A 24780-nucleotide genomic window follows, 5' to 3' on the forward strand; every position below is an offset into this window, starting at 1 on the left:
GGACCTTCGGGCAAACTTACTTGAAACGGTAGGTGATGCGGCCCTTGGTCAGATCGTAGGGCGTCATTTCCACAAGCACCTTGTCGCCGGCGAGAACGCGGATGCGGTTCTTGCGCATGCGGCCTGCCGTATGGGCGATGATCTCGTGTTCGTTTTCGAGCTTCACGCGGAACGTCGCATTCGGCAGAAGTTCGGTGACGATTCCCGGGAATTCGAGGACTTCTTCTTTAGGCATATAAGTGTTTTCTTCCTGTGGGTTGAATAGGCAGCGCAGGGCGCGCCTTCAAAATTTGGGCGGAAACTACACAATCAACGATGGTTTGTGAACCTTGTTGATCAGGCTTTCCTTTATTTGTTTTCATGCCGATTGCGCGGCGATGCCATTTCGTTTGAGTAGCCGGCTTTCGATGAGGCCGGCCAGGTGTTCGCGAACCTCGCGGTAGCTCTCCAGAATCTGCTCGCGCGTTCCGCTGACAACGGTCGGATCCATGGTCGGCCAATAGACGACATCGACCGCACTCGACCGGGTCAGCTCGAGCGCCGCGTGGTGGGCCTGCGGCGAAAGCGTGATGATCAGATCGAAATAGTCGTCCTCGAGTTCTTCCAGCGTCTGCGGCTGGCGGCGCCCGAGGGAAAGCCCGATTTCCTCGAGCACGGCATCCACGAAGGGATCGCGCTCGCCGGCGCGAACGCCGGCCGATCGTATATAGGTATTGGCCGGCAGAATGCTACGGGCGATCGCTTCGGCTATCGGCGAGCGGATGGCGTTCATCCCGCACATGAAGAGGATGGCGCCCGGCCGCTTTCCCTCCTCGATGTCGGCGGCCAGATCCATTGCCATCATCCGCGCCAGTAGAGCACGCAGACCAGCGTGAAAAGGCGCCGGGCGGTGTCGAAATCGATTTCTATCTTGCCGGCCAGCCTGTCCTTCAGCGTCTGCGAGCCTTCATTGTGGATGCCGCGCCGGCCCATGTCGATCGCCTCGATGCGGCTTGGCGTCGACGAACGGATCGCTTCGTAATAGCTCTCGCAGATCATGAAGTAATCCTTGACGATCCGCCGGAAGGGCGTAAGCGATAGGATATGGGTGGCAACAGTGCCGCCCTCTTCGGTGGTGATGGCGAAAACCAGCTTCGAATCAACTAGCGAAATGTTCAGCCGGTAAGGTCCGCCGGCATGGCCGAGCGGCTCGAACCTGTTCTCCTCGATCAGATCGAAGATGGCGACGGCGCGCTCATGCTCGACATCGGGCGTCGAACGGCCGATCGTATCGTCAAGGACGACGTCGCAAAGCCGGAAATCGCCCTTGGCCATGCCCTCACCTTTCGAGGTTGAGGCGGATCGCGACCGATCGCGCATGGGCATCGAGGCCTTCGGAAACGGCAAGGGCGATCGCCGCCGGGCCAAGGGTGCGGAGCTGCTGGGGCCCAAGGCGCAGGATTGAGGTGCGCTTGACGAAATCGAGCACCGAAAGGCCGGAGGAGAAGCGCGCCGAACGCGCCGTCGGCAGCACATGGTTCGAACCGCCGACATAATCGCCGATCACCTCGGGCGTATGGGCACCGATGAAGATCGCGCCGGCATTGCGGATGCCGTCGAGCAGACGGTCCGGATCGACGACGGCGAGCTCCAAATGCTCGGCGGCGATGCGGTTTGCCAAGGGAATGGCCTGTTTCAGATCGGCAACGAGGATGACCGCGCCGAAGTCGCGCCAGCTTGCCGCCGCCGTCTCGGCCCGGTTCAGCGTCTTCAGCTGGCGTTCGACCGCCTGCTCCACCGCCTTGCCGAATGCGGCATCGTCGGTGATAAGGATCGCCTGGGCGCTGACATCGTGCTCAGCCTGGGCCAAGAGGTCGGCTGCGATCCAATCCGGATTATTTTCCTTGTCTGCAATCACCAGCACCTCGGAAGGGCCGGCGATCATATCGATGCCGACGGTGCCGAAGACATGGCGCTTGGCGGCGGCGACATAGGCATTGCCGGGGCCGGTGATCTTGGCGACCGGGGCGATGGTCTCGGTGCCATAAGCAAGAGCCGCGATCGCCTGGGCGCCGCCGACACGATAAATCTCGGTGACACCGACAAGCTTGGCGGCGGCGAGCACCGCCGGATTGACGGCGCCGCCGGTGGCGGGAACGGCGATGACGATCCGATCGACCCCGGCGACCTTGGCCGGCACGGCATTCATCAGCACCGAGCTCGGATAGCTCGCCGTGCCGCCCGGAACATAGAGCCCGACCGCTTCGATCGCCGTCCAGCGCGAGCCGAGGCCGACACCCATATCGTCCTCGTAGATATCGTCCTTCGGCAGCTGCCGGCGATGATGGGATTCGATGCGCAGTGCCGCGAGCTTCAGCGCCCCCAGCACTTCCGAAGGCACCGCCTCGACGGCGGCATCGATCTCTTCAGCTGTGACGCGCATCGGGACGGTGGCATAATCGATGCCGTCGAATTTCAGCGAATATTCGGCAAGCGCCACATCGCCGCGCGCGCGCACATCATCGATGATGGCGCGGACGACCACGTTCACATCCTCGGAGACTTCGCGCTTCGTCGTCAGGAAGGCGGCAAAATGCTGCTCGAAACCTTCCGATGCCTGATCCAGCCAGATTGCCAAGGCCGATATTCCTTCTCAACTCGAAACTGCGATGTTCAAACTTTAGGGCGTCATGTCAGCGGTGGCGAGGCTTGGAGGAAGCCTCCCAGGCGCCGCCGATATCGGCCAGCTGGACCTCGATGCATTCGACATCGAGCGCAATCGAGGCCGTGCCGGACAGCGACAGCTCGACCGTGCCATCCGGCCCCTCGCCCTTCTTCTCGAAGCGCAGCGCCAGCAGCGACAGCACCTCGTCGCGTTTCCCGCGATCGATGCCGAGCGAGCGGACGGCAAGCACGCGTTTGAAGACCAGGGCAGCACGGCGACGTTCGAAACCCTTGCGCTTGCGCTCGGCACCTTCCCAGACGAAACGATTGGCGGCAAGCGCGAACTGCGCGTCGCGCGGCGACCAGTCGATGTCGCCGACCTTGAAGACGCTGTCCTGCATATGCGCGGAAACGACCGCAAGGTCCTCGTCATCGAGCGCAATAAGCTTCAGGTCGGTCATTCAGCCTCATCCCCAGCGGGCACCGCCGGAATGGCGATGCGTCAAAAGGGAAATAAGATGCTGCGGCGGATTACGCAACCGGGATAAGGGCGCGTTTACTCGCTGATGCGCTCGACAATGGCGCCGCAGCGGGTCAGTTTCTCCTCGAGCCGCTCGAAACCGCGGTCGAGGTGATAGACGCGCGACACCGTGGTTTCGCCCTCGGCGGCAAGGCCGGCGATGACGAGCGAGACGGAGGCGCGCAGATCGGTCGCCATGACGGGCGCGCCGCGCAGGCGCTCGACACCCTCGATCTTCGCCGTTTGGCCGGACAGCGAGATCCTGGCACCGAGGCGGGCAAGCTCCTGCACATGCATGAAACGGTTTTCGAAGATGGTCTCGGTGACATGCGAGACGCCGGAAGAACGGGTCATCAGCGCCATGAACTGCGCCTGCAGATCGGTCGGGAAGCCCGGGAAGGGATCGGTGACGATGTCGACCGGCTTGATGCCGGCGCCATTGCGCCTGATGCGCATGCCATTGTTGGTCGAGGAGATTTCCGCGCCGGCGCGGCGTAGCGTTTCCACCGCGGTTTCGAGCAGCGCCACATCGGTATTTTCGAGCACGACGTCGCCGCCGGCCATGGCGACTGCCATGGCATAGGTGCCGGTCTCGATGCGATCCGGCAGGACACGGTGGCGGGCGCCGGAGAGCGAGGTGACGCCTTCGATGGTGATCGTCGCCGTACCCGCGCCCGATATCTTGGCGCCCATGGCGTTCAGGCAGTTGGCGAGATCGACGACCTCAGGCTCGCGGGCGGCATTGCCGATCACCGTCGTGCCGCGGGCAAGGGTTGCCGCCATCATCATCACATGGGTGGCGCCGACGGAAACCTTCGGGAAGGTGTAGCGTGCGCCGATCAAGCCGCCGGCAGGCGCCTTGGCGTTGATATAGCCGGCATCGATTTCCATGGTCGCGCCGAGCGCCGTCAGGCCCTCGATGAAGAGATCGACCGGGCGCGTGCCGATGGCACAGCCGCCCGGCAGCGATACGCGGCAATGGCCTTCGCGCGCCAAGAGCGGGCCGATGACCCAGAAGGAGGCGCGCATCTTCGAGACCAGTTCATAGGATGCGGTCGTATCGACGATGGTGCGGCAGGTGAAATGGATCGTGCGGGCGTAGGAATCTTCCTGGCGCTCGCGGCGGCCGTTGACGGCGACGTCGACGCCGTGATTGCCGAGGATGCGCATCAGCAGCTCGACGTCGGCCAGATGCGGCACGTTTTCGAGCGTCAGCGTATCGCTGGTCAGAAGCGAGGCGATCATCAGCGGCAGTGCGGCATTCTTGGCGCCGGAAATCGGAATGATGCCATTCAGCTCATTACCGCCGACGATTCTGATACGATCCATGTGCGCTTACGGGCAGCGCCCGCCTTTCCTGAAAGTTCTGCCTTGGAATAAGGAGTGAGGTGTTTAGGGGATTTATCGACAGGCTTCAATTCGCGACGGACGGAACATTACGATTCGTCCAATTTTGCGGCGGGCAGCCCATTTGTTTCATCGGCCTGGCCGGAACGGCGGGCGCGGACCTGCTGTTTGCGTCGCCCCAGATTTTCCCTGAGCTTTTCGGCGGCACGCTCGCGGCGCAGTTTTGCCTGCGCTTCGATCGCCTCTTTGCGGCTCTGCTGGCCGGTTTCGGTCTTTTCGTTCATGGAACAGAATTAGCCGAATTCGCGCCGATCCAAAAGGCCCTTGCATGCCAATCCACGCGAAGTTGGAATTTGCTGCTTGCGCTTGCCCTCAAGCTGTGGCAATAGCCGCCCCGTTCCCGCGATTGAGCCACCCGGCTCCACGCGGTCTGGTCCTGCTGCCGTAGCTCAGTGGTAGAGCACACCCTTGGTAAGGGTGAGGTCGGTGGTTCAATCCCACTCGGCAGCACCAGTTTTCTCTAGCAAAACCAGAACGATACAGCAGGAAGCCTGCCCTCATCCGCTGCGCAATTGACCTTGAGAACGCAGAACGGAACGCGAAACGCACAGATAATCCGTGCAGGCTGTTCCGCGAACGTTCCAGGGAAACTGCGCCGTGACACTCTACATTGATGCTGCCAGGCACAAACGCTGGCGCTTGATCATGGGCCAAATGGCGGCCGGCACACGCTCCCACGCTGCGCTCGATGAATGTTCCGGTTATTCGGATGCTTGGGAGGGGATCACACGGCTCTCAAACATCATCTGCTCTCCAATATCCGTTAGTTCCCAATCGAGGCCGGTCCCAATCGCTCTTTTTTTCACCGTAATCAGCCCAAGGGCGGTTAGTTGGATTCGGATTGTTGAAAACACTTCGTCAGTAATCGTCCTAGAGTAAATATGGTCGGCGATTGGTGCGACAAGACCGATCAAAGCTTTGCGGATCGCGGAGCCTTGGGAAAGGGTTTGAATTTCAGGAGCGAGCAGCCCAAACAGCCGCTTCCAAGACATTGAAATTTTCTTGTCCTCTTTATCGTTGATGCGGACAGTGAAAGCAAAGTTCTCGTCCAGTCCGGCAATGTTTACGCCATCTAGCGCGCGTCGCGACAATGGAGCGCTCTCGCGTAGCCTACCGATTTCCTTTCGTAATTCATTTATCTCTGCGAGGGTTTCACGCGACGCCGCACGGTCGGCGCGAACCCATCCGGTAGCCGGATATGTCTTTATTGTCTTTGCCAAACTGAGAGCGACAATGCCTGGAAGTTCCTCGGCAGACTTCCAGAAGCGCACCAGTCTGCCTGCGCTGACACGATCCCGAAAAGCTTTTAGCTTCGCCGCAAGTTCAGGACTGGCGTCTGTTTTGCCGACCGGAATGCTATTGGGGTCTCCATGCAGAAGACAGATGACCTTAATGTTCTTCGAGAGGGCATAGTCATACTCCTTTTCAGTAAAACTGATGCCGTCCGCTGTAACTGATCCGTATCGTCCGCCCATAATCAGGATGTAGTAATCGCAATCGTCGATTATTTTCTTGATAAACTCCCACTGCTCGTCGTCGATCGCCGGAAAAAGCTCCATGCCTGCCGGGATGCAATCCATCTCCATTAGGGTGCGAATAACGTTTTGCCGCTCGGCCTCCAAGTCGGCGAAGGTTGAGCTTACAAATACCTGGTACCTGACATCCATTGTGCGTCTCGTTTATGCAGCGGAGGAGAGGGAGGGGCGTGTAATCGACTTAAGGTCAGGGGGAGGAGGGTTGCCTATCGCTAACGCGCTGTCAACGACCCGAAGTAACGTGCTATTCAGGACCGGAAAGCGGAAATTGAGTTGAATCAATATCGTTAGCTGCGCAGGGCGATGTATCGAACCTTGCCGATAGCCCTAGGCCATGCGATGGCTCGCGACATGAGGTTAGCGACAAGTGGGAAGCAGCACCGTGCTGTCAGCGCAATCAGGAATTTCCGTTACTTCGAGATAGTAAGGTATGAACGGGGATAACTGCCACTGTTCAATCGATTCTCTGGTCACCGCCGCCTTTTCACCTCGCGAGCGAAGCCATGAAGGCGTTCCGTCGGCCATGCCTTCGATATACCACTGGTCAAAATTCATTGACCAGAAGTCGCCAGCGAGATCGATCAGCGTCCCTTCCCCCTAAGATTAGCCCGCAAATGTTCCCGTTGCAGTCTTGGGACGGTTTCAATGGAGAGACGCGTCAGGAGAGCGTCTTCAGCAGACAGCTCTGCCCCGCGGGCGAGGACCGGCATTACCAAGGCCCCGCAGAGAAAAGCAGCCTGGATCAGATTTCGACCTAAGGAGCCCTCAGCTTCGTGAGTATGGTAGCGATGATGCCGCGCCAGCCCGGTCGCTCCGTGAATCTCACAAGCAGACAATTCGCCTCACCAGCCGCAATGCATTCCACCATTGCTGACGGCAAAAATCACGCTAGAGTATTAACTATCGCAAAGTCTCCCCGGAGGAACTGGGAGATGCTGCACTTCGTTTCTGTCGAAAATCGTGGAGGAGCATCGATGGCAACTGAAAGATGGAACAGTCCGGTCAAGGTCGGTTTCGAAGGTGCCGATGCGCGAACGGTCAATGGTCCGTTCGATGCGCTGAAGTGCCTGGCGGATCTCTGGCCGAATGTGCGCGGGCTTCGTTATATCAAGGCCCGCAGCGCCTGCCGGGCAGCGCTCGATGGGCGCAAGAGCGTGGAAGAAGCAAGAGCCGAGTTTCTGGCGGCCGCCGAAGAGGCGAAGCTGAAGCTGCATTAGCACTTCGGCAAGGAATTTCGGGCGATTTTCGCCTTCTGGGCGCGCAAGCGTGCCGGAACAGGACAATGCTTTAGTTTTGGTTTAACCCTGCAACAAGCGCGTGCCGGGTTTCGGTGCAAAGGGCGTTGCGCCTGGTACAGGTGCATCAATAGAAGACGACCAGCCATCATGATGATGGTTAGAGGCTCGTCACCTCTGCGGCAACGCAGGCGAGCCTCGTCCGAGCAAAGCGGACGCCTCAGCAGTCCGCGCCGCCCTCATTCTCCACTTCGATATAGCCGACACCGATGATCGTGCCATCCGAGGCGCGGATGAAGGAGGGGAGATAGTGAGGCTCTACCGGTGTGCAGGCGACGGCCCCGGTATATTCGTTGAGGGCGATCTGGTCCTTCGGCAAAGCGGAATAATTCGTGCCGGTTTCCAGCGAGGCATTGGCGGAGCCGGCAAAGACACCGCCTGTTATCACGGTCATTGCAGAGATGCGAAGAAGCGACTGCATGAGGTTCTCCAGCGTTTAGGTCCGCCTTTCAACCCGCGGGAGGGCGTTTTGGTTCCCTTCATGCGTTGCAAAGACATGAACGTCCAGACCGGCGCAGCATCCCATTCTCAAGACTTCAGCGTCGCAGCAGGCGAGCACGCACATAGCCTCGCCCGACGACGCCCTCGGCGATCTCGATCGCCCGCTCGACGTCGCCCCGCCGCCGCACGAAACCTTCGAGGATGACATAGGAGCCCGATATGCTGACGGTGATTTCGCCGGCTTCGATATCGGCGGCCGCATGAAGGGTGCTCTCCACCGAGGCGCGCGTCGCGGCATCGCTGTGGCCCTGCCGGCCGGGCTCGCCATGCCCCGTGAATGCTGGAAAGCCGAGCACCGTGAACGTTTCCTGATGTTGGTTGATGTCTGTTAACGCCGCAGCGACGCATTCGTTGCGTCCCCCGGAAAAGAAGAGCCTGCTCGACAGCGATACCTGTGCGGTGGCATGGGCTACCCTTGGCGAAAGGTGCCGCCGCTTCCATATCTGGCTGCAGTCGAAAGAGGGATGATGACGATGAAAGCGCTTCTGCCTGCCTTGTTTGCCGGAGGATTGTTTGCCGGGCTTGCCGGCTGTTCCTCGGCCGATAGCCCGGCGCTGGATCCCATTCCCGGCAGCATCACCTATGGCGGCCAGCCGCGAACGAAGCTCAGCAAGTCGCCGGTCGGCAGCGCCGTCTACAACCAGTTCTACAACGGGACGGGACAGCGCGTGGAGGAAACCTATATCCTTCAGGCCGACCGCAGCCTGAAGCTGGTGCGGCGCGAGATCGGCCCGGATTTCCCCGACTGAGATGTTGCTTGCGCGCCAGATCGCTTGACAGAGGCGGCAATCGCGAACATTCAAGGAACATCTAATCTTTCCCCAGTGATTCTGCGGGAGCCCGACCGGACGGCTGGATGTATCTCGAAAAGCTCAATCCGCAGCAGCGCATGGCCGTCGAGCACGGCACGCTCATCGACGGCAACCATATTGCCGGGCCGCTGCTGGTCATTGCCGGCGCCGGCTCCGGCAAGACGAATACCTTGGCGCATCGTGTCGCCCATCTCATCGTCAAGGGCGCCGATCCCCGCCGCATCCTGCTGATGACCTTCTCGCGCCGGGCAGCCGCCGAGATGGCGCGGCGTGTCGAGCGCATCTGCCGCGATGTGCTTGGTTCGAATGCCGGCGTGATGGCGGATGCGCTTTCCTGGTCCGGCACCTTCCACGGCATCGGTGCCCGGCTGCTGCGCGATTATGCGGAGCAGATCGGTCTGGATCCTGGGTTTACCATCCACGACCGCGAAGACAGTGCCGATCTGATGAACCTGATCCGGCACGACCTTGGTTTCTCGAAGACGGAAAGCCGTTTTCCCACAAAAGGCACCTGCCTTGCCATCTATTCCAGGGCGGTGAATTCGGAAACCGCGCTCGACCTCGTATTGCGCGACGTCTTTCCCTGGTGCGCGACGTGGGAGAAACAGCTGCGCGAACTTTTCGCCTGTTATGTCGAGGCCAAGCAGAGCCAGAACGTGCTCGATTACGACGATCTGCTGCTCTACTGGGCGCAGATGGTTGGCGAAGAAATGATTGCCGAGGATATCGGCAGCCGTTTCGACCATGTGCTGGTCGACGAATATCAGGACACCAACCGGTTGCAGGCCTCGATCCTGCTGGCGCTGAAGCCCCAAGGCCAGGGGTTGACCGTCGTCGGCGACGATGCCCAGTCGATCTATTCCTTCCGTGCCGCGACGGTGCGCAACATCCTCGATTTTCCCGCCGCCTTCAGCCCGGCCGCCAATATCGTCACGCTCGACCGTAACTACCGCTCGACGCAGCCGATCCTCGCCGCCGCCAACGCCGTCATCGACCTCGCCTCGGAGCGCTTCACCAAGAACCTCTGGACCGAGCGGCAATCGTCCGAGCGGCCGCGCCTCGTCACGGTGCGCGATGAGGCCGAGCAGGCGCGCTACATCACCGACATGGTGCTCGACAACCGCGAGGAAGGCCTCACGCTCAAACAGCAGGCCGTGCTCTTCCGTGCCTCGCATCACAGCGGGCCGCTGGAAGTCGAGCTGACCCGGCGGAACATTCCCTTCGTCAAGTTCGGCGGGCTGAAGTTTCTCGACAGCGCGCATGTGAAGGACATGCTGGCCGCCCTTCGCTTCGCGCAAAACCCCCGCGACCGTGTGGCGGGCTTCCGGCTGATGCAGATCCTGCCAGGCGTCGGGCCGTCGACGGCGCAGAAGACGCTCGACCTGATGGCCGAGGATGCCAACCCGATTACTGCTCTTGGCGCCATGCCGGCGCCACCGCGCTCCGGCGAGGACTGGACAACGTTCGTTTCGATGCTGCAGGAGCTGAAGACCGGCAAGGCCGGCTGGCCGGCAGAGATCGGCCTGGCACGGGAATGGTACGCGCCGCATCTCGAACGGCTGCACGAGGATGCCGCGACGCGACAGGCCGACTTGTTGCAGCTCGAGCAGATCGCTAGCGGTTATGCCTCACGCGAGCGCTTTCTTACCGAGCTCACCCTCGATCCGCCGGATGCGACCAGCGACCAGGCGGGCGTACCGCTTCTCGACGAAGACTATCTCATCCTGTCCACCATCCATTCCGCCAAGGGCCAGGAATGGACGAGGGTCTTCATGCTGAATGTCGTCGACGGATGCATACCGAGCGACCTCGCCGTCGGCACCACCGCCGAAATCGAAGAGGAACGCCGGCTGCTCTATGTCGCCATGACGCGCGCTCGGGATGGTCTCGACCTCGTCGTTCCGCAACGCTTCTTCACCTATGGGCAGAACTCGCAGGGCGACCGGCACGTCTATGCCTCACGCAGCCGCTTCATTCCGGCAACGCTGCTGCAGTTCTTCGAAGCCTGCAGCTGGCCGCAGGTGAAATCTGGCAGCGCCGCCCAGCAGCAGGCGCGGCAGGTGCGCATCGATGTCGGCGCCCGCATGCGCGGCATGTGGCGATAGGCTGGATAGCGTTCAGAGTGAAAGCGGCGGTTCGGCCGGTTTCAGGAAATGCTCGATCCTTGCTGCTTCAACAGCCTCGACTGAGGCCGGCGACCATTTCGGATTGCGGTCCTTGTCGATGACGGCGGCGCGGATGCCCTCGAAGAAATCGGGATTATCAAGCATTTGCAGGCAGGCGCCGAGTTCACGGCCGAGGCATTCGGCGAGCGAGGCGCTGCCGCGGCCGGCTCTGAGCAGCCGCAAAGCGAGCTTCAGGCTGGTTGGTGAACGCGTCAGCAGCACCCGGCGCGTCTCGGAGGCGAATTCGCCCTCCTCATTGGCAAGTGCTGCGAGGATCTCCTCGACGCTGTCGAAACGGAATGCGCGATCGATTACCGCCGCGTTCTGCCTGAGCCGGCTTTCTCCCTGAGGCTCAGAAAGCGCCTGCAGCACGGCATCGACATCGCCGGATGAGCTGGCGCGCGGCAGGCCGGAGAGAGCATCGATCACCTCGTCAAGCCGTGACGAGGCGATCTGAAGATCGGCAAGGCGAGCGTGGATTGTATCGGCCGCACCGATATCGAGCCCTGTCAGACCGAGCCATGTTCCGGTCTCGCCGGGTGCGCGCGGCAGCAGCCAGGTGGCCCCGACATCCGGGACATAGCCGATGCCGGTTTCGGGCATGGCAAGGCGCGTGCGCTCGGTGACGATGCGGTGGCGGCCGTGCGACGACAGGCCGACGCCGCCGCCCATGGTGATGCCGTCCATCAGCGCGACATAGGGTTTGGGATAGGAGGCAATCATATGGTTGAGGCGGAATTCCTCGCGCCAGAAGCTTGCCGCGAGACCGTCGCCGGCGCGGGCGCTCTCATGCAGGGCGCGGATATCGCCGCCGGCGCAGAAGCCGCGTTGGCCCTCCCCCGTCGCCACGACGCTTGCCACCTCGGAATCTCGGGCAAAGTCGTGAAGGGCTTCGGTGATCGCCCGGATCATCGGCAGCGTCAGGCTGTTCAGTGCCCGCGGCCGGTTGAGGCGGATGATAGCAACAGTCCCCAGCCGCTCAATGATGACTTCGCCGTCTTGCATGGTTCACCTCATCTGTTGAGACCATGAATAGACGACGACGTAGCTTCGCTCCAGTCGATTTAAGACCGGTCGGAGATTGGGTTCAGGCAGACAGCGAATTACGGGCGGAGGCTGAGGCCTCGCACCGGGCGGCGTAATCGATGGCAAGTTCCAGCGGCAGCGGCCGCGAGAAATGATAGCCCTGCGCCAGACGAACGCCCATCGCCTTCAATCCCTCGGCGATCTCTTCGCTTTCGACGCCTTCGGCGACGGAGGCAATGCCGAGATTCTGGCAGAGATTGGCGACCGAGCGGGTGATGTTCATGCAGCGGGCGTCGCGATCGAAATTCATCACGAAGGATTTGTCGATCTTCAGCTTGTCAAAGCCGAGACGATGAATATGGCTGAGGCTCGAATAGCCGGTGCCGAAATCGTCAAGCGCGATCGAGATGCCGGCAGCGCGCAGCATTGATATCACCTGATCGGCGGTGTCGAAATCGGAGAGCAATGCGGTCTCGGTAATCTCGAACTCGATGCGCTTCGGATCGATGCCGGAGCGGGTGATCATGGCAAGCAGCGCCATCGAGGTCTCGTGGTCGCAAATATCGCGCGCCGAGAGATTGAAAGACAGGCTCAGATGCCGTGGAATGATCGCCAGCGCTTCGAGCGCCTTGGCGAAGAGGATGCGGGTCATGCGGCCGATAACCGCCGTGCGCTCGGCAGCGGGAATGAAGGCTTCGGGACTGATGCGGCCGAAGCGGGCGCTGTCCCAGCGGGCGAGCGCCTCGTAAGCGACGACGCGGCCGCTCCTCAAGTCGACGATCGGCTGATAATCGAGTTTCAATTCCTTGGCGAAATCATTCGCCTGCAGTTCGAGTTCGATCAGGTGGCGCTGCGTCAGGATCTTCTCGTGCTCGGCTGAAAAGAATTCGACGCCGCTGCTGCGCTTGCTCTTGACCTGGTAAAGAGCGAAGTCCGCTTTCTCGTAGAGATCTTCGGCGGTGTATGTGCCGATATCGGGATAGACGATGCCGCAGGAGCCGAAGACGCGGACCGAGCCGTCGGGGATTTCGAAAGGGTCGCGGACGGCAGCACAGAGCGCCTGGCCGAGATCGGCGATCGCCTGCCGCGTCATCGAACAGGGGAAGATGATCCCGAACTCATCGCCGCCGAGACGGGAGACGATGCCCTCTTCGCCGACCAGCGCGACAAAGCGGCGGGCCGTCTCCTTGAGCACGAGATCGCCGGCGGCATGGCCGAAGACGTCGTTGACCGGCTTGAAGCCGTCGAGGTCGAGAATGCCGAGGACGGGCGGCGAGGAGGGATTCTTCTGCAGCCGTTTTTCCAGCGAGAGAAAGAAGCTGCGGCGATTGGCAAGGCCGGTCAGCTGGTCATGCAGCGCGTTGCGGCTGTTGACGAGGTTCAGCTCCTCGGCTTCCGCCTGCTTCTGCTTCAGCTCCTCGGTCAATTGCACGAGACCGACGAAATTCTGGAAGTAGCTGTTGATCACACTGAGGAAGGGCAGGATCAGGAAGAGGCCGCTAATGGCCGTCGCGACGAAAACGGGATTGCCCGAGAACAAGAAGGTCGCGACCATGGCCGAGAAGGTGATGACCGTGGTCAGCGCTGCCGCCATCGGCAGGTGCATCAGGCAAAAGATGCAAGAAATCCCAGTCACCACGAGGAAATAGGCGATCTGACCCTGCTGGGAAGCATCGCCATATTGGTAAAGCGCGATCGCCCAGCTACCGAAGGCGACGGCCAGGATGCCAGCCCCCGATATCGTCACCTTCATCAACCTGTAGGCACGCTCGGCGGTGACGTTTTCCTTGCCGCGGATCTCCCACCAGCAGAGACGGAAGACACAGACGACGCTCAAGACCACGGGAATGTAGAGCGAGAGCCAAAGGGGCGCGGATTTGAGATGGGTGATCGCCACCGCAAGGGCGTTGATGATCAAGAGGACATAGAGAATGGGGATCTGCGACGACAGGGCTCGGAACTGCGCCGTCAGAAGTGTCGGGTTGTCTTTTTGCAGCTGCAATGAGGCCAGAAAGTTCTTCATCTTCTCCTTTCCGTCAGCCAGAGCCCGCCAGAGAAAGCTTGATTTTTCCTTATTCAAGTCGTGTCATGCAGGAACCGGCAGGTCGGTCGCTCAGAACGACGCGGCGGCGAGTGCCCGGTGGATGCTGTGCAGGTCGTCGACGTTCTTGTTCGACAGGAACAGTTCCCAATCGAGCGAGCTCTGGACGATGGTTTCCAGCGAATCGTATCTGGGCTTCCAGTCGAGCACCTGCCTTGCGAGCGAAGCGTCCGCGACGACGCTTGCCGAATCGCCGGCGCGGCGCGGCGCCATGTGGATCTTGAAGGAATGGCCGTGCAGTCGGGTGACCATGTTCAACACGTCGAGCACGGAATAACCGCTGCCATAACCGCAATTGGCAACCAGCGAGCCCTTGTTCCTGCGCAGGTGCTGCAGCGCTTTCAGATGTGCATCCGTGAGATCGCTGACATGGATGTAGTCGCGCACGCCGGTGCCGTCGTGGGTGGGATAGTCGATGCCGTAGACATGGACGCTGTCGCGCCTGCCGAGCGCTGCCTCGCAGGCGACCTTGATGAGGTGCGTGGCGCCTGAGGTCGACTGGCCGGCGCGGTGGTGCGGGTCGGCGCCGGCGACGTTGAAATAGCGAAGCGCGACATAGTTAAAGTCATAAGCGGCGGCGGCATCGCGCAGCATGAATTCGGTCATCAGCTTCGACTGGCCGTAAGGATTTTCCGGATTGAGGGGGGCCGTCTCCTTCACCGGCAGGTCGGTCTTTTGCTGGCCGTAGACGGCCGCCGTCGAAGAGAAGACGAAGTTGCGGATACCGGCCTTGACCGAAGCGCTCAGCAGCGCCCGGGTTTTGCCGGAATTGTTGTCGTAATAAGAGAGCGGATCTGCGACCGAGACCGGGACGACGGCGGAGCCGGCGAAATGGATGATCGCCTCGATGTCGTTTTCGATGAAGACCTTTTTCAATATGTCGGGATCGGCAACGTCGCCGAGATAGAAACGCGCCGCCGGCGCCACGGCCCAGCGAAAGCCTGTGGAGAGGCGGTCGAGCACGACCACATCCTCGCCCGCATCGAGCAGCGCCCAAACCATGTGACTGCCGATATATCCGGCCCCGCCCGTCACCAAAACCGCCATGTCCCGCCATCCCTGCTTTCGTTTTTTGGAAGCAGGGGCATCAGGCGCCGGTTTTTCTTTCCAATTTTCTTATCGAACGGCCGTTGGAAGGCCTTTGAACGGGTATGTTTGGAGTCGTGGTTAGAGGCCGATTTCGGGCTTTGCTAGAGTTTTATCGATCCGGCGATTCCGGCACAAAATCGTCCCGTTAGAGCTTGAGGATATAGTCGCAGAGACGCTCGGCCGCGATCGCCACCTGCGTGGGATCACGCAGGAAACAGGCGCGCAGGAAAAGTTCGCCGCCCGGTCCGAAGGCGGTGCCGGGAGCAAGGCCGACGCCTGTCTTGTCGACGATGTCGAGCGCTGCCTTGCGGCTGTCGGCGATGCCGTCGATCTTCAGGAAGGCATAGATCGCGCCATCCGGCTTCAGCGTCTCGACGCGGTTGGTGGCAATCAGCGCATCGCAGAGAATATCGCGGGAGCGGGCCGCCTTGGCGATATTGGCAGCGATGAAATCGTCGCCCTTGTCCAGGGCAGCGACGGCGCCCTTCTGCATGAACTGGGCGACGCCCGACGTCGAATATTGGATAAGGTTTTCGAGCACCTGGCCCATCTCAGGGGGTGCGACGATCCAGCCGACGCGCCAGCCCGTCATCGACCAGTTTTTCGAGAAGGAATTGACGAAGATGATCTTGTCGTCGGGCTCCATCACAACGAGGAAGGAGGCCGCGCGACCGCCTGGAAAATAGTAGAGGGCGTAGATCTCATCCGCCATGATCCAGAGGTCATGCTTGCGGGCCAGCGCCAGGATATCGGCGAGATCCTTCTTCGTTGCTGTCCAGCCCGTCGGGTTCGACGGCGTGTTGATGAAGAGGCCCTTGGTCTTCTCCGTGATGGCGGCTTCGATGCGGTTGAGATCGACCGCCCATTTGCCGCCTTCGAACTGCAGCTCGACACCGACCGAACGTGCGCCTGCGATTTCGAGGGCGGCGGCGATATTCGGCCAGGCGGGGGTGAGATAGACGAATTCGTCACCTGGCGAGGTCAACGCCTGAACGCTGAGCTGGATCGCCTGCATGCCGGAACCGGTGACGTAGAAATGCTCGACCGGAAGCCGGATTCCGAAATGTCTGTTGTAATAATCCGAAAGCGCCTGGCGAAGCTCCGGAATGCCGCGCTGCCAGGTGTAAAAGGTCTCGCCGGCGGCAAGCGCATCCATCGCCGCCCTGCTGATGAAATCAGGCGTCGGCAGATCGCCCTCACCCACCCAGAGCGGCAGCAGGCCTTCACGGCCACGGGCATAGTTGACGAGTTCGACGATCCCGCTTTCGGGCGCCGCCAGGGCGCGCGGGCTGAGGCTGCTGACAATCGACATGCATATCTCCGGTTTCCGCCTTCATAGCGGATTTGCGCCGGCAAATCCCATGACATCCAGTGATGGCATATCGATTTTGGTGATGAATGAGCCCGGCCGAAGCGGACGGGATCAAGCCGTCGGGCGCGTGGCGAGAAGATCACGGATTTCCGTCAGCAGCTGAACGTCTGCCGGCGGCGCTGGCAGCTCTTCCGGTGCCACCTTTTCCTGGCGCTCGACCTGGGCACGCAGGGTGTTCACGCCCTTGACCATCAGAAAAATGATCCAGGCGAGAATCAGGAAGTTGATGAGCACGGTGAGGAAGCTGCCATAGGCAAATACCGCTCCCTGCTCGCGGGCTGCGGCGAGCGACTGCGCGTTGACGGCCGACGAGAGTGGGAGGAAGTAATTCGAAAAATCGAAGCCGCCGAAAATGGCGCCGACGATCGGCATGATAAGGTCATCCACCAAAGATTTGACGATGCCACCGAAAGCGCCGCCGATGATGACGCCGACTGCAAGATCCATGACATTGCCGCGAGCGATAAAGGCCTTGAACTCATTGAGCATTGGATCCGTCTCCCTTTGACGCATTTTCAATGACATGCAATGGGTTTCATTAGCTACATCTTCATTGCAATTAATCAATCGGCAATCGCAATTATTCGACAATACCTCCCCCGCGGTCTTTGACTTAAGGCCTATATGTCCAGCAATTTTCAAAGCGTCTAAAATGACTTAAGCTGGCCACGTTGCGGGAGGTCCCGGCGGTTTTTCCGCCGGCGGAGGGTCAATGCTTCCAGGCTGGGTTATATTCGCGTCTGCCTTCGGCTATCTGCTCCTGCTTTTCGCCGTGGCAAGCTATGGCGACCGCAAGAACCGCGGCCAGGGCACGCTAAATCGCGGCCCGGGCACGCTGGAAGGCGGATGGCCCGTCGTCTATGCGCTGAGCCTTGCGATCTACTGCACCTCCTGGACCTATTTCGGCAGCGTCGGGCTTGCGGCGCAGCGCGGCTTGGAATTTGCCGGCATCTATATCGGCCCGATCCTGGTCTTTACCCTCGGCATGCCGCTGCTTCGCCGCATCATCGAGCTCGCCAAGGCGGAGAAGCTCACCTCGGTCGCCGATTTCGTCGCCGCGCGCTACGGCAAGAACCCGACGGTCGCCACGATCGTCGCGCTGATCTCGCTGATCGGCGCCATTCCTTATATCGCGCTGCAGCTCAAGGCGATCTCGAGCACCGTCAGCGCCATGGTCAATCCGTCCGATTACGGCATAGGCAGCGGCAACCTCTATTTCCTCGACCTGCCGCTCGCCGCGACGCTGGTGCTTGCCTGTTTCGCCATCATGTTCGGCACGCGGCATACGGATGCGACGGAACACCAGGATGGCCTGATCCTCGCCGTCTCGATGGAATCCGTGGTCAAGCTCGTCGCCTTCCTGACGGCCGGCGTCTGCGTCATCTGGTTTCTGTTCGACGGTCCGACCGATCTCTGGCGCAAGACCGTCGACAATGAGCTGGTCATGTCGGCGCTTAGCTACCACACGCCGATCAGCCGCTGGATCACCCTGATCATCTTGTCGGCCTTTGCGATCATCCTGCTGCCGCGGCAATTCCACGTGACGGTTGTCGAAAACCGGACACCGAAACAGCTGAAACTCGCGGGTTTCCTGTTTCCCAGCTATCTCATCGCCATCAATCTCTTCGTGCTGCCGGTGGCGATCGGCGGGCTGCTGACCTTCGGCGGCACCGGCAATGCCGATTTCTACATGCTGTCGCTGCCGCTTGCCGGCCAGATGCCCGTCATTTCGCTGATCATCTTCATCGGCGGTTTCTCCGCTGCAACGGCGATGGTGATCGTCGATTCCGTGGCGCTGTCGATCATGGTGTCGAACGACATCGTCATGCCGATCTTCCTCCGGCGCAAACTTGCCGGTCGCGCCAGCCTGCGCGACAATTTCGCCAAGACACTGCTCAACATCCGCCGCAGCGCCATTTTCGCCGTGCTGCTGTTCGGCTACGCCTATTACCGTTCGACCGACAGCACCGCCGGCCTTGCCTCAATCGGCCTTCTTTCCTTTGCCGCGATCGCGCAAATCGCCCCAGCGCTCTTCGGCGGGCTGATCTGGCGGCGGGCGAATGCGCGCGGCGCAATCCTCGGGCTTTCCTCCGGCTTCATCATCTGGATCTACCTGCTGTTCCTGCCCTCGCTCGGCGGCCCCGACTATTCCTATGTTGCGAGCGCCGTACTCGGCTTCATCTTTCCGGGGACCACGCTGTTCACCGCGCCCGACGCCGATCCGCTGGTCAATGCGACGGCGATGAGCCTGCTCGTCAACAGCGCCTTCTTCGTCGTCGGCTCGCTCACCCGCAACGCCAAGCCGCTGGAGCGCATTCAGGCCGGCATCTTCGTCAAGCGGCATTCGCGCTCGCAATTTGCCACGCGCGGCTGGAAGACCCGCATCAGCGTCGGCGACCTCAAGGCGGCGATCTCACGTTATCTCGGCGAAGAACGCATGCAGCGTTCTTTCACGACTTACGAACAAGGCTCCGGCCGCAAGCTGGAGGACGAGCAGCCGGCCGACATGGCGCTCATCCATTTCAGCGAACAACTGCTCGGCAGCGCCATCGGCTCGTCCTCGGCCCGGCTGGTGCTGTCATTGATCCTGCAGAAGATCGAGGATGCCTCTTCCGACACCGCCTGGTTGCTCGATCAGGCGAGCGAGGCGCTGCAATATAACCAAGACATGCTGCAGACAGCGCTTTCGCAGATGGACCAGGGCATTGCCGTCTTCGACAGTTCCAACCGGCTGACGATATGGAACCGGCGGTTCCGGCAATTGCTGGATCTGCCAGAAAGTGCCGGACAGGTCGGTTTTCCCTTGTCTGATATCGTCACCACGCTCATCCAGCGCGGCGATATCGCGCCTGGCGATCTCAGCCAGACGGTGCGACATTTCCTGACGCTCGACAAACCCTTCTCGCTGGTGCTCGGCGGCGGCGAGCGGATCATCGAGGTGCGCTCCAACGCCATGCCGGACAAGGGTATCGTCGCCACGTTCACCGACATCACCCAGCGCGTGAACGCCGACCAGGCGCTGAAACAGGCGAACGAGACGCTGGAGCAGCGCGTCGCCGAACGCACGGCCGAGCTGACCCGCGTCAACCGCGAACTCGGCGAGGCGCGCGCGGCCGCCGACGAGGCGAATATCGGCAAGACACGCTTTTTCGCCGCCGCCGGCCACGACATCCTGCAGCCACTCAATGCCGCCCGGCTTTATTCCTCGGCTCTGGTCGAGCGCATGGCGCAATCCGACAACAGCCCGATCGTGCGCAACATCGATTCCGCGCTGGAATCGGTCGAGACCATTCTCGGCGCGGTGCTCGATATCTCCCGGCTCGATACGGGCGCCATGCGGCCGCGGCTCGCCTCCGTCGCGCTCTCCGACCTGCTCAAGCGTATCGAGACCGATTTTGCGCCGATCGCCCGCGAAAAGCGGTTGAAGCTGGTGGTCATGCCAACGTCGCTCAGGGTCCGCTCCGATCCCAACCTGCTGCGCCGGCTGGTGCAGAACCTCGTTTCCAACGCCATCAAATACACGATCACCGGCAAAGTGCTGGTGGGCGCGCGGCGGCGCGGCAACCAGGTGATCATCCAGGTGATCGATTCCGGCATCGGCATCCCACCGTCGAAATTCCGCACCGTATTCAAGGAATTCGCGCGGCTGGACGAAGGTGCCAAAACCGCCTCCGGCCTCGGGCTCGGCCTGTCGATCGTCGACCGCATCGCCCGCGTGCTCAACCATCCGGTGGAATTGCAGTCGACGCATGGCAAGGGGACGCAATTCCGCATCGCCATGCCGCTCGACGTCTCACGCCCGGCTGCGGCGGCAGCAGCGGTTGCGCCCGCCGACCGTCCGGGGCAGCCGCTGAGCGGGTTGAAGATCCTCTGCATCGATAACGAGCCGAAGATCCTCGAAGGCATGCGGCTCCTGATCAGCGGCTGGGGCTGCGAGGTGGAGGCGCTGGATTGCCTCGCCGGGGTAACCGCCCTCGATGGCCGGGAGGGACCGCCTGATATCGTCATCGCCGATTATCATCTCGGCGACGGCACCGGCATTGCCGCCATCCTGCATCTGCGCCGACAGTTCGGCGCCGATATCCCTGCCCTGATGATCACGGCCGACCGGACGCCGGAGGTGCGCAGCGAGGCCGAGCGATACGGTATCGCCGTTCAGCACAAACCGGTACGGCCGGCGGCATTACGCGCCTTTATCACCCAGATCTCCGGCCTCAAGCGCGCCGCCGCGGAGTAACTGAAAACTTAGAGAATTTCCGTTTTTCTCCGAATCACGGAGATGCTCTATCTTTTTGTTTTCACGCAATTCCGGACGCAAAACCGCTACGCACTTTTGCTGGAATTGCTCTAGTCCGTCGTGCTCATGACACGCGCAACCAGATCGCGCACACGCTTTGTCGCCGGTACATCGCCAAACAGGATGCGGTACATGATCGGCGCCACGACCTGGTCCATGACGCGATCGACATCCGGAAAGGCCTCGCCGCGGGCCTTCGCCCTCTCGGCGATGACGTCGATCTGCTGGCGGGTATATTCGCTGCATTTACAGGCATTCGCGCCCGCCTGCGCCGCCAGCACGTCGCGGATCATCTCGCGGCCCGGGCCGGAGGACATTTCCTCGGCATATTGCTCGGCCCAGGCTTGAAGATCGGCCTTGCCGCTGCCGGCATCGACTGGCTGCATATCCGGCCGCAGCCGATCGACGGCGACATCGGCGAGAAGCTCCTGCAGGTCGCCCCAGCGGCGATAGATGGTCGACGGCGTCACCCCCGCCTTGCCGGCAATCAGCGGGATCGTCACGTCGGCGCGGCTCATCTCAGCCATCAGCTCACGGACCGCCTTGTGCACCGATGCCTGAACCCGGGCGCTTCTGCCGCCCGGACGGAGATTCTCTTTGACTGTCATGCGTGCAACCCGACTTTCTCCCCTTGGCGGCGATAGTTCAAAATCTTTGACAGACCTATTAACGCAAATAATTTGCTTTTATAGAGCACCTGCTCTACGTAAGCTAACGCAACGGCTTAGCTTTAAGGGGCTTATATATGTTCGCCGCAGCCAAATCCACCGCGAATTCGCCGCGCCCCTCGATCGGCTTTCATGCGCTGACGCTCGCGACCTTTTTCGGCGCCTCGGCGGCGCCGACGCCGCTCTACCGGATCTATCAGGAAAACTTTTCCGTCTCGCCGGTGCTGATCACGGTGATCTTCGCGGTCTACGCCTTCGCGCTACTGGCGGCGCTGCTGATCGCCGGTTCGATCTCGGATCATCTCGGCCGCAAGCCGGTGATCTTTTCCGCCCTCGTGCTTGAAATCGCCGCCATGGGCCTCTTCGTCGCCGCAAGCGGTCCAGGCTGGCTGATCGCGGCGCGGATCGTGCAGGGGCTGGCAACGGGGATCGCCGGCGCCTCGATCGGAGCGGCGCTCGTCGATGTCGACCGGGCAAAGGGACAGATCGTCAACTCGATCGCGCCGCTTTGCGGCATGGCCGTGGGTGCCGTCGGCACCAGCGCCTTGATCCAATATGGCCCCTTCCCGATGCATCTGATCTATGCACTGCTGCTTATCGCCTTCACGCTGCAGGCGGCGGCTATCTGGCTGACAGGCGAGACCGGAGGCAGGCGGCCCGGCGCTCTCGGCTCGCTGATACCGCGGGTCACCGTTCCGCCGCAGGTGAAGCGGCCGCTGTCGCTGGTGACGCCGATCAACATCGCCAACTGGACGCTTGCCGGTTTCTATCTCTCGCTGGTCCCGTCCTTGGTCGCCAGCACGACCGGCAGCCGGGCGCCGCTGACGGGCGGGGCCGTCGTCACCGCGCTGATGGTGAGCGGAGCAATCGCCGTCTATTTCAGGCGCAGCAAGACGGCCTCGGCCAACCTGGTTTTCGGCGTGTCGGCCAAGACGCTCGGCATCCTGACGGTCGTTGCCGGCGTGCATCTTGCCAATGTGCCGCTGCTGCTTGTCGGCACGATTTTTACCGGCGTCGGTTTCGGCACCAATTTCCTCGGGTCGATCGGCACCATCATGCCGCTTGCCAAGGCGGACGAGCGGGCCGGGCTGCTGTCGGCCTTCTACGTCCAGAGCTACCTCGCTTTCAGCCTGCCGGCAATCCTTGCCGGGTTCCTGGCGAAATCGGCCGGTTACGCATTGACGACGGATATCTATGCGACGGCGATCCTGCTTTTGATGGGCGTCGGATTGGTGAGCATTCGCGCCGACCGGCGAAAGGTCGCGGGGAGTGCTGCCTGACACTTCACGGCTTGAGATCGAGCAACGCCCGACCGCTGCCATCCATGGCGAAGGGCACCGAGGCGTGCTGGTGGGCAACCAGCCATCGGCCATCCTGCTTGATAAGGCCCAGCGTCTGGCGGAACCAGAGATCGACCTCGGCGCCATCGGTCTTGGTTCCCGTCATATGCATGAGGCCGCTCCAGAAGGCGACATCTTCGCCGGCCGTCAGTTTGGCATCGCGCACCTCGCCGCCGATCGGGCCTTCCCAGGTATCGAACCAGGCCTGCAGACCCGCTTCGTCCTGGCCGTAATAGGCAAGCGGCGGCGCCAGCGAAAACTCGACGGAATCCTTCGCCTCGTAAGAAAGCGCGTCCTTGGCATTCTTTTCGCCCAGCGCCTTGGCGCGCATCATCAGCATGGCGATAATCGCCTCTTCCTCGATCCTGGCATTTGCTTCGTCTTTCACGATCGTTCTCCTTCTCCGTTATGGACAGAGGACGAAGGGGAGGACGGCAATTCGACAGCGACTTTTAAAATTGAGCATGATGTTGTGCGAAACCGCTCGCATCATGCATTAGAGATAACTCGTCACCGCCGGTTCGTTCCACCAGGCATCGTGCCTGCCGTCGGCGTAACGAATTGGAAGCGCCGCCAGTTCCTCGGGTGTGATATCGTCGAGGCAGGCGATGTTGATCGAGACATAGGCGCCACCGATCGCTTCGACATAACCGTCGCCATAGGCCGGCACACCGCAGGTGCGGCAGAAGCGGTGATGACCGCTCCTGGTGTTGAACTGATAGTCGGACGTTTCCGCCTGGTCGCACATCAGCCGGAAATCCTCCGGCTTGACGTTGGCGCCCCAATAGCGGCGCTTGGCGCAGATCGAACAATTGCAGCGGCCGGTGCCCTCATCGAGGTCCATGTCCACCTCGTAGTGCACTCTGCCGCAATGGCAGCTTCCCTTGTAGGTTTTCTTCATGGCGCTCTCCTCCTTCGGCGTTGCCTTCAGTTTTCGGATATGACAATATGTTGTCATTATGGATGAGATACAAAATCGACAACATGTTGTCAAACAAAATCGACCGGAGCGGACGATGGAGGGGGATGCTTTTTCCGCTTTCGCGATCACCGCCCTTCGCCTCGCCGGCCATCTGACGGCGGCGGGCGACCAGTTGGCAAAGCCGGCAGGGCAAACCAGCGCGCGCTGGCAGGTTCTGGCCGCGGCAAGGCGCGGCAACATGTCGGTGGCGCAGATCGCCCGCGCGCTCGGCCTCGCCCGCCAGGGCGTGCAGCGGCTTGCCGACGTGCTGGAGAGCGAAGGCCTGATCGCCTATGCCGACAACCCGCAGCACCAGCGCGCCAAGCTGGTGCGGCTGACGGAAGAAGGGGCGGCGCGGCTCGGTGTCATAGAGATCGCCCAAGCCGTGTGGGCCGATGGGCTGGGCGCAGCGTTTACATCAACCGAGCTCGATGCGGCGCGGGCGGTGATGGTGCGGGTCATGGAGATGCTGGAGGGTGGCGAGACGGCCGGAGGTAGCGTGTTACCTGTCTAGCGATGCTTGTTATCGCCGGTGACGCACTCGGCCTAGTGATGCGAAAGATTCTCTAAGGCAGGGCAGAGGAGGCTTACACGGCACGACCTATGTGCCAAGGCGATGCCGGCTACCCAGCCAATCGGGCGCAGCATCAGCCGACCAGACACAAAAAAAGGCCGGGTTAACCCGACCTTCCCTGCTATCTCAACGAACCGTGCCAGTACATCCGTGGTCACGATCCGGAGATGATATTTAGAGCCTTGAAGGCTCAGGCCGCCTGGAGGCGGTCTGCCGACATCTTGCCGGACTTGTTGTCGCGGACGAGCTCGTAAGACAGCTTCTGGCCATCCTTGAGATCGCGCATGCCAGCGCGTTCAACGGCGGAGATGTGGACGAAAACGTCGGCTGCGCCGTCATCCGGCTGAATGAAGCCGAAGCCCTTGGTTGCGTTGAACCACTTTACGGTACCTGTGCTCATGACGATATCCTTTTTGAATCGTTCATAGAAGACTGCAGCTCGGATAAATGCCGAGCAGCGATGAAAACCGATTT

General features: G+C 61.2%; 25 protein-coding genes and 1 tRNA gene. 7 read left to right on the plus strand and 19 right to left on the minus strand.

Annotation, left to right across the window (positions count from 1 at the left end):
* Positions 1-16: 16 nt before the first annotated feature.
* The 7 genes from infA to G9X68_RS06185 form a co-directional block, all read right to left on the minus strand.
* Entirely contained in the window at positions 17-235 is a 219-nt protein-coding gene (infA, locus tag G9X68_RS06155) for a translation initiation factor IF-1 (protein WP_003545338.1), read from the minus strand.
* A gap of 123 nt (positions 236-358) precedes the next feature.
* Positions 359-844, minus strand: coding sequence for an arsenate-mycothiol transferase ArsC (locus tag G9X68_RS06160; protein WP_171601657.1), 486 nt, complete (start codon positions 842-844; stop codon positions 359-361).
* Entirely contained in the window at positions 841-1314 is a 474-nt protein-coding gene (locus G9X68_RS06165) for a UPF0262 family protein (RefSeq protein WP_171601658.1), read from the minus strand. Before G9X68_RS06165 ends, G9X68_RS06160 begins: the two co-directional genes overlap by 4 nt.
* A 4-nt stretch (positions 1315-1318) precedes the next feature.
* The gene (hisD, locus tag G9X68_RS06170) at positions 1319-2617 is read right to left on the minus strand and encodes a histidinol dehydrogenase (protein ID WP_171601659.1); all 1299 of its coding nucleotides are present in this window, start codon (positions 2615-2617) and stop codon (positions 1319-1321) included.
* A 55-nt stretch (positions 2618-2672) separates the two neighbouring features.
* Positions 2673-3104, minus strand: coding sequence for a DUF2948 family protein (locus tag G9X68_RS06175; protein WP_171601660.1), 432 nt, complete (start codon positions 3102-3104; stop codon positions 2673-2675).
* Positions 3105-3199: 95 nt separating this feature from the next.
* Positions 3200-4492 carry a UDP-N-acetylglucosamine 1-carboxyvinyltransferase gene (murA, locus tag G9X68_RS06180; protein ID WP_171601661.1) on the minus strand — a complete coding sequence of 431 codons (1293 nt, stop codon included), beginning with the start codon at positions 4490-4492 and terminating at the stop codon, positions 3200-3202.
* 107 nt (positions 4493-4599) lie between these two features.
* Entirely contained in the window at positions 4600-4794 is a 195-nt protein-coding gene (locus tag G9X68_RS06185; RefSeq protein ID WP_138388150.1) for a hypothetical protein, read from the minus strand.
* A gap of 154 nt (positions 4795-4948) precedes the next feature.
* Between G9X68_RS06185 and G9X68_RS06190 the strand changes: the two genes are divergently transcribed.
* Positions 4949-5023, plus strand: a tRNA-Thr gene (locus G9X68_RS06190).
* A 248-nt stretch (positions 5024-5271) separates the two neighbouring features.
* On the opposite strand, the gene G9X68_RS06195 is transcribed toward G9X68_RS06190, so the two are convergent.
* The gene (locus G9X68_RS06195; protein ID WP_171601662.1) at positions 5272-6237 is read right to left on the minus strand and encodes a DUF4062 domain-containing protein; all 966 of its coding nucleotides are present in this window, start codon (positions 6235-6237) and stop codon (positions 5272-5274) included.
* A gap of 842 nt (positions 6238-7079) precedes the next feature.
* Here G9X68_RS06195 and G9X68_RS06200 point away from each other — a divergent pair.
* On the plus strand, positions 7080-7322 hold the full coding sequence (locus G9X68_RS06200) for a DUF982 domain-containing protein (protein ID WP_171601663.1): 243 nt from the start codon (positions 7080-7082) through the stop codon (positions 7320-7322).
* 238 nt (positions 7323-7560) lie between these two features.
* Here G9X68_RS06200 and G9X68_RS06205 read toward each other — a convergent pair whose 3' ends face one another.
* Positions 7561-7821 carry a hypothetical protein gene (locus tag G9X68_RS06205; protein ID WP_171601664.1) on the minus strand — a complete coding sequence of 87 codons (261 nt, stop codon included), beginning with the start codon at positions 7819-7821 and terminating at the stop codon, positions 7561-7563.
* 115 nt (positions 7822-7936) lie between these two features.
* Positions 7937-8197, minus strand: a complete 261-nt coding sequence (locus tag G9X68_RS06210; RefSeq protein WP_171601665.1) for a BON domain-containing protein — start codon at positions 8195-8197, stop codon at positions 7937-7939.
* A 177-nt stretch (positions 8198-8374) separates the two neighbouring features.
* Here G9X68_RS06210 and G9X68_RS06215 point away from each other — a divergent pair, with 177 nt between their 5' ends.
* Together G9X68_RS06215 and G9X68_RS06220 are read left to right on the plus strand one after the other, a co-directional pair.
* Complete coding sequence (locus G9X68_RS06215; protein WP_171601666.1) at positions 8375-8650, plus strand: hypothetical protein; 276 nt, start codon at positions 8375-8377, stop codon at positions 8648-8650.
* 107 nt (positions 8651-8757) lie between these two features.
* A complete protein-coding gene (locus G9X68_RS06220) occupies positions 8758-10818 on the plus strand; it encodes an ATP-dependent helicase (protein ID WP_171601667.1) in 2061 nt (686 codons plus the stop codon).
* Positions 10819-10830: 12 nt separating this feature from the next.
* Here the strand turns inward: G9X68_RS06220 and G9X68_RS06225 are convergent, their stop codons facing one another.
* From G9X68_RS06225 to mscL, 5 genes are all read right to left on the minus strand, one after another.
* Positions 10831-11883: an enoyl-CoA hydratase/isomerase family protein gene (locus tag G9X68_RS06225; protein WP_171601668.1), complete on the minus strand. Its 1053-nt coding sequence runs from the start codon at positions 11881-11883 to the stop codon at positions 10831-10833.
* A gap of 82 nt (positions 11884-11965) precedes the next feature.
* Positions 11966-13927, minus strand: a complete 1962-nt coding sequence (locus tag G9X68_RS06230) for a putative bifunctional diguanylate cyclase/phosphodiesterase (protein ID WP_171601669.1) — start codon at positions 13925-13927, stop codon at positions 11966-11968.
* A gap of 90 nt (positions 13928-14017) precedes the next feature.
* Positions 14018-15052 (minus strand): UDP-glucose 4-epimerase GalE, encoded by a 1035-nt coding sequence (gene galE, locus G9X68_RS06235; RefSeq protein ID WP_171601670.1) that lies wholly within the window; start codon positions 15050-15052, stop codon positions 14018-14020.
* 187 nt (positions 15053-15239) lie between these two features.
* Positions 15240-16406, minus strand: a complete 1167-nt coding sequence (locus tag G9X68_RS06240) for a pyridoxal phosphate-dependent aminotransferase (RefSeq protein WP_171601671.1) — start codon at positions 16404-16406, stop codon at positions 15240-15242.
* Between the two features lie 111 nt (positions 16407-16517).
* On the minus strand, positions 16518-16955 hold the full coding sequence (gene mscL / locus G9X68_RS06245) for a large conductance mechanosensitive channel protein MscL (RefSeq protein ID WP_012755977.1): 438 nt from the start codon (positions 16953-16955) through the stop codon (positions 16518-16520).
* 223 nt (positions 16956-17178) lie between these two features.
* On the opposite strand from mscL, the gene G9X68_RS06250 reads away from it, so the two are divergent.
* The gene (locus tag G9X68_RS06250) at positions 17179-20703 is read left to right on the plus strand and encodes a PAS domain-containing hybrid sensor histidine kinase/response regulator (protein ID WP_171601672.1); all 3525 of its coding nucleotides are present in this window, start codon (positions 17179-17181) and stop codon (positions 20701-20703) included.
* A gap of 110 nt (positions 20704-20813) precedes the next feature.
* On the opposite strand, the gene G9X68_RS06255 is transcribed toward G9X68_RS06250, so the two are convergent.
* Positions 20814-21371, minus strand: coding sequence for a TetR/AcrR family transcriptional regulator (locus tag G9X68_RS06255; RefSeq protein ID WP_171601673.1), 558 nt, complete (start codon positions 21369-21371; stop codon positions 20814-20816).
* Between the two features lie 137 nt (positions 21372-21508).
* Here G9X68_RS06255 and G9X68_RS06260 point away from each other — a divergent pair, with 137 nt between their 5' ends.
* Positions 21509-22711 (plus strand): MFS transporter, encoded by a 1203-nt coding sequence (locus tag G9X68_RS06260; RefSeq protein ID WP_171601674.1) that lies wholly within the window; start codon positions 21509-21511, stop codon positions 22709-22711.
* 4 nt (positions 22712-22715) lie between these two features.
* Here G9X68_RS06260 and G9X68_RS06265 read toward each other — a convergent pair whose 3' ends face one another.
* The gene (locus tag G9X68_RS06265; protein ID WP_171601675.1) at positions 22716-23159 is read right to left on the minus strand and encodes a YybH family protein; all 444 of its coding nucleotides are present in this window, start codon (positions 23157-23159) and stop codon (positions 22716-22718) included.
* Positions 23160-23267: 108 nt separating this feature from the next.
* On the minus strand, positions 23268-23672 hold the full coding sequence (locus tag G9X68_RS06270) for a GFA family protein (protein WP_171601676.1): 405 nt from the start codon (positions 23670-23672) through the stop codon (positions 23268-23270).
* A gap of 58 nt (positions 23673-23730) precedes the next feature.
* Between G9X68_RS06270 and G9X68_RS06275 the strand changes: the two genes are divergently transcribed.
* The gene (locus G9X68_RS06275; RefSeq protein ID WP_171601677.1) at positions 23731-24246 is read left to right on the plus strand and encodes a MarR family winged helix-turn-helix transcriptional regulator; all 516 of its coding nucleotides are present in this window, start codon (positions 23731-23733) and stop codon (positions 24244-24246) included.
* A gap of 250 nt (positions 24247-24496) precedes the next feature.
* Here G9X68_RS06275 and G9X68_RS06280 read toward each other — a convergent pair whose 3' ends face one another.
* Positions 24497-24706, minus strand: coding sequence for a cold-shock protein (locus G9X68_RS06280; RefSeq protein WP_003545273.1), 210 nt, complete (start codon positions 24704-24706; stop codon positions 24497-24499).
* Positions 24707-24780: the final 74 nt, after the last annotated feature.

The sequence above is a fragment of the Rhizobium changzhiense genome (genome assembly GCF_013087625.1).
Lineage (GTDB): Bacteria > Pseudomonadota > Alphaproteobacteria > Rhizobiales > Rhizobiaceae > Rhizobium > Rhizobium sophorae.

Bases quoted from the DNA above. Each gene is read 5' to 3' on its own strand.
- G9X68_RS06275 (WP_171601677.1), top strand. From the start codon at position 23,731: ATGGATGAGATACAAAATCGACAACATGTTGTCAAACAAAATCGACCG.
- G9X68_RS06230 (WP_171601669.1), bottom strand. From the start codon at position 13,927: ATGAAGAACTTTCTGGCCTCATTGCAGCTGCAAAAAGACAACCCGACA.
- G9X68_RS06220 (WP_171601667.1), top strand. From the start codon at position 8,758: ATGTATCTCGAAAAGCTCAATCCGCAGCAGCGCATGGCCGTCGAGCAC.
- G9X68_RS06160 (WP_171601657.1), bottom strand. From the start codon at position 844: ATGATGGCAATGGATCTGGCCGCCGACATCGAGGAGGGAAAGCGGCCG.
- G9X68_RS06260 (WP_171601674.1), top strand. From the start codon at position 21,509: ATGTTCGCCGCAGCCAAATCCACCGCGAATTCGCCGCGCCCCTCGATC.
- G9X68_RS06185 (WP_138388150.1), bottom strand. From the start codon at position 4,794: ATGAACGAAAAGACCGAAACCGGCCAGCAGAGCCGCAAAGAGGCGATC.
- G9X68_RS06255 (WP_171601673.1), bottom strand. From the start codon at position 21,371: ATGACAGTCAAAGAGAATCTCCGTCCGGGCGGCAGAAGCGCCCGGGTT.
- G9X68_RS06280 (WP_003545273.1), bottom strand. From the start codon at position 24,706: ATGAGCACAGGTACCGTAAAGTGGTTCAACGCAACCAAGGGCTTCGGC.
- G9X68_RS06175 (WP_171601660.1), bottom strand. From the start codon at position 3,104: ATGACCGACCTGAAGCTTATTGCGCTCGATGACGAGGACCTTGCGGTC.
- G9X68_RS06270 (WP_171601676.1), bottom strand. From the start codon at position 23,672: ATGAAGAAAACCTACAAGGGAAGCTGCCATTGCGGCAGAGTGCACTAC.
- G9X68_RS06240 (WP_171601671.1), bottom strand. From the start codon at position 16,406: ATGTCGATTGTCAGCAGCCTCAGCCCGCGCGCCCTGGCGGCGCCCGAA.
- G9X68_RS06195 (WP_171601662.1), bottom strand. From the start codon at position 6,237: ATGGATGTCAGGTACCAGGTATTTGTAAGCTCAACCTTCGCCGACTTG.
- murA (WP_171601661.1), bottom strand. From the start codon at position 4,492: ATGGATCGTATCAGAATCGTCGGCGGTAATGAGCTGAATGGCATCATT.
- G9X68_RS06250 (WP_171601672.1), top strand. From the start codon at position 17,179: ATGCTTCCAGGCTGGGTTATATTCGCGTCTGCCTTCGGCTATCTGCTC.
- G9X68_RS06200 (WP_171601663.1), top strand. From the start codon at position 7,080: ATGGCAACTGAAAGATGGAACAGTCCGGTCAAGGTCGGTTTCGAAGGT.
- G9X68_RS06165 (WP_171601658.1), bottom strand. From the start codon at position 1,314: ATGGCCAAGGGCGATTTCCGGCTTTGCGACGTCGTCCTTGACGATACG.
- mscL (WP_012755977.1), bottom strand. From the start codon at position 16,955: ATGCTCAATGAGTTCAAGGCCTTTATCGCTCGCGGCAATGTCATGGAT.
- infA (WP_003545338.1), bottom strand. From the start codon at position 235: ATGCCTAAAGAAGAAGTCCTCGAATTCCCGGGAATCGTCACCGAACTT.
- G9X68_RS06225 (WP_171601668.1), bottom strand. From the start codon at position 11,883: ATGCAAGACGGCGAAGTCATCATTGAGCGGCTGGGGACTGTTGCTATC.
- G9X68_RS06215 (WP_171601666.1), top strand. From the start codon at position 8,375: ATGAAAGCGCTTCTGCCTGCCTTGTTTGCCGGAGGATTGTTTGCCGGG.
- G9X68_RS06205 (WP_171601664.1), bottom strand. From the start codon at position 7,821: ATGCAGTCGCTTCTTCGCATCTCTGCAATGACCGTGATAACAGGCGGT.
- galE (WP_171601670.1), bottom strand. From the start codon at position 15,052: ATGGCGGTTTTGGTGACGGGCGGGGCCGGATATATCGGCAGTCACATG.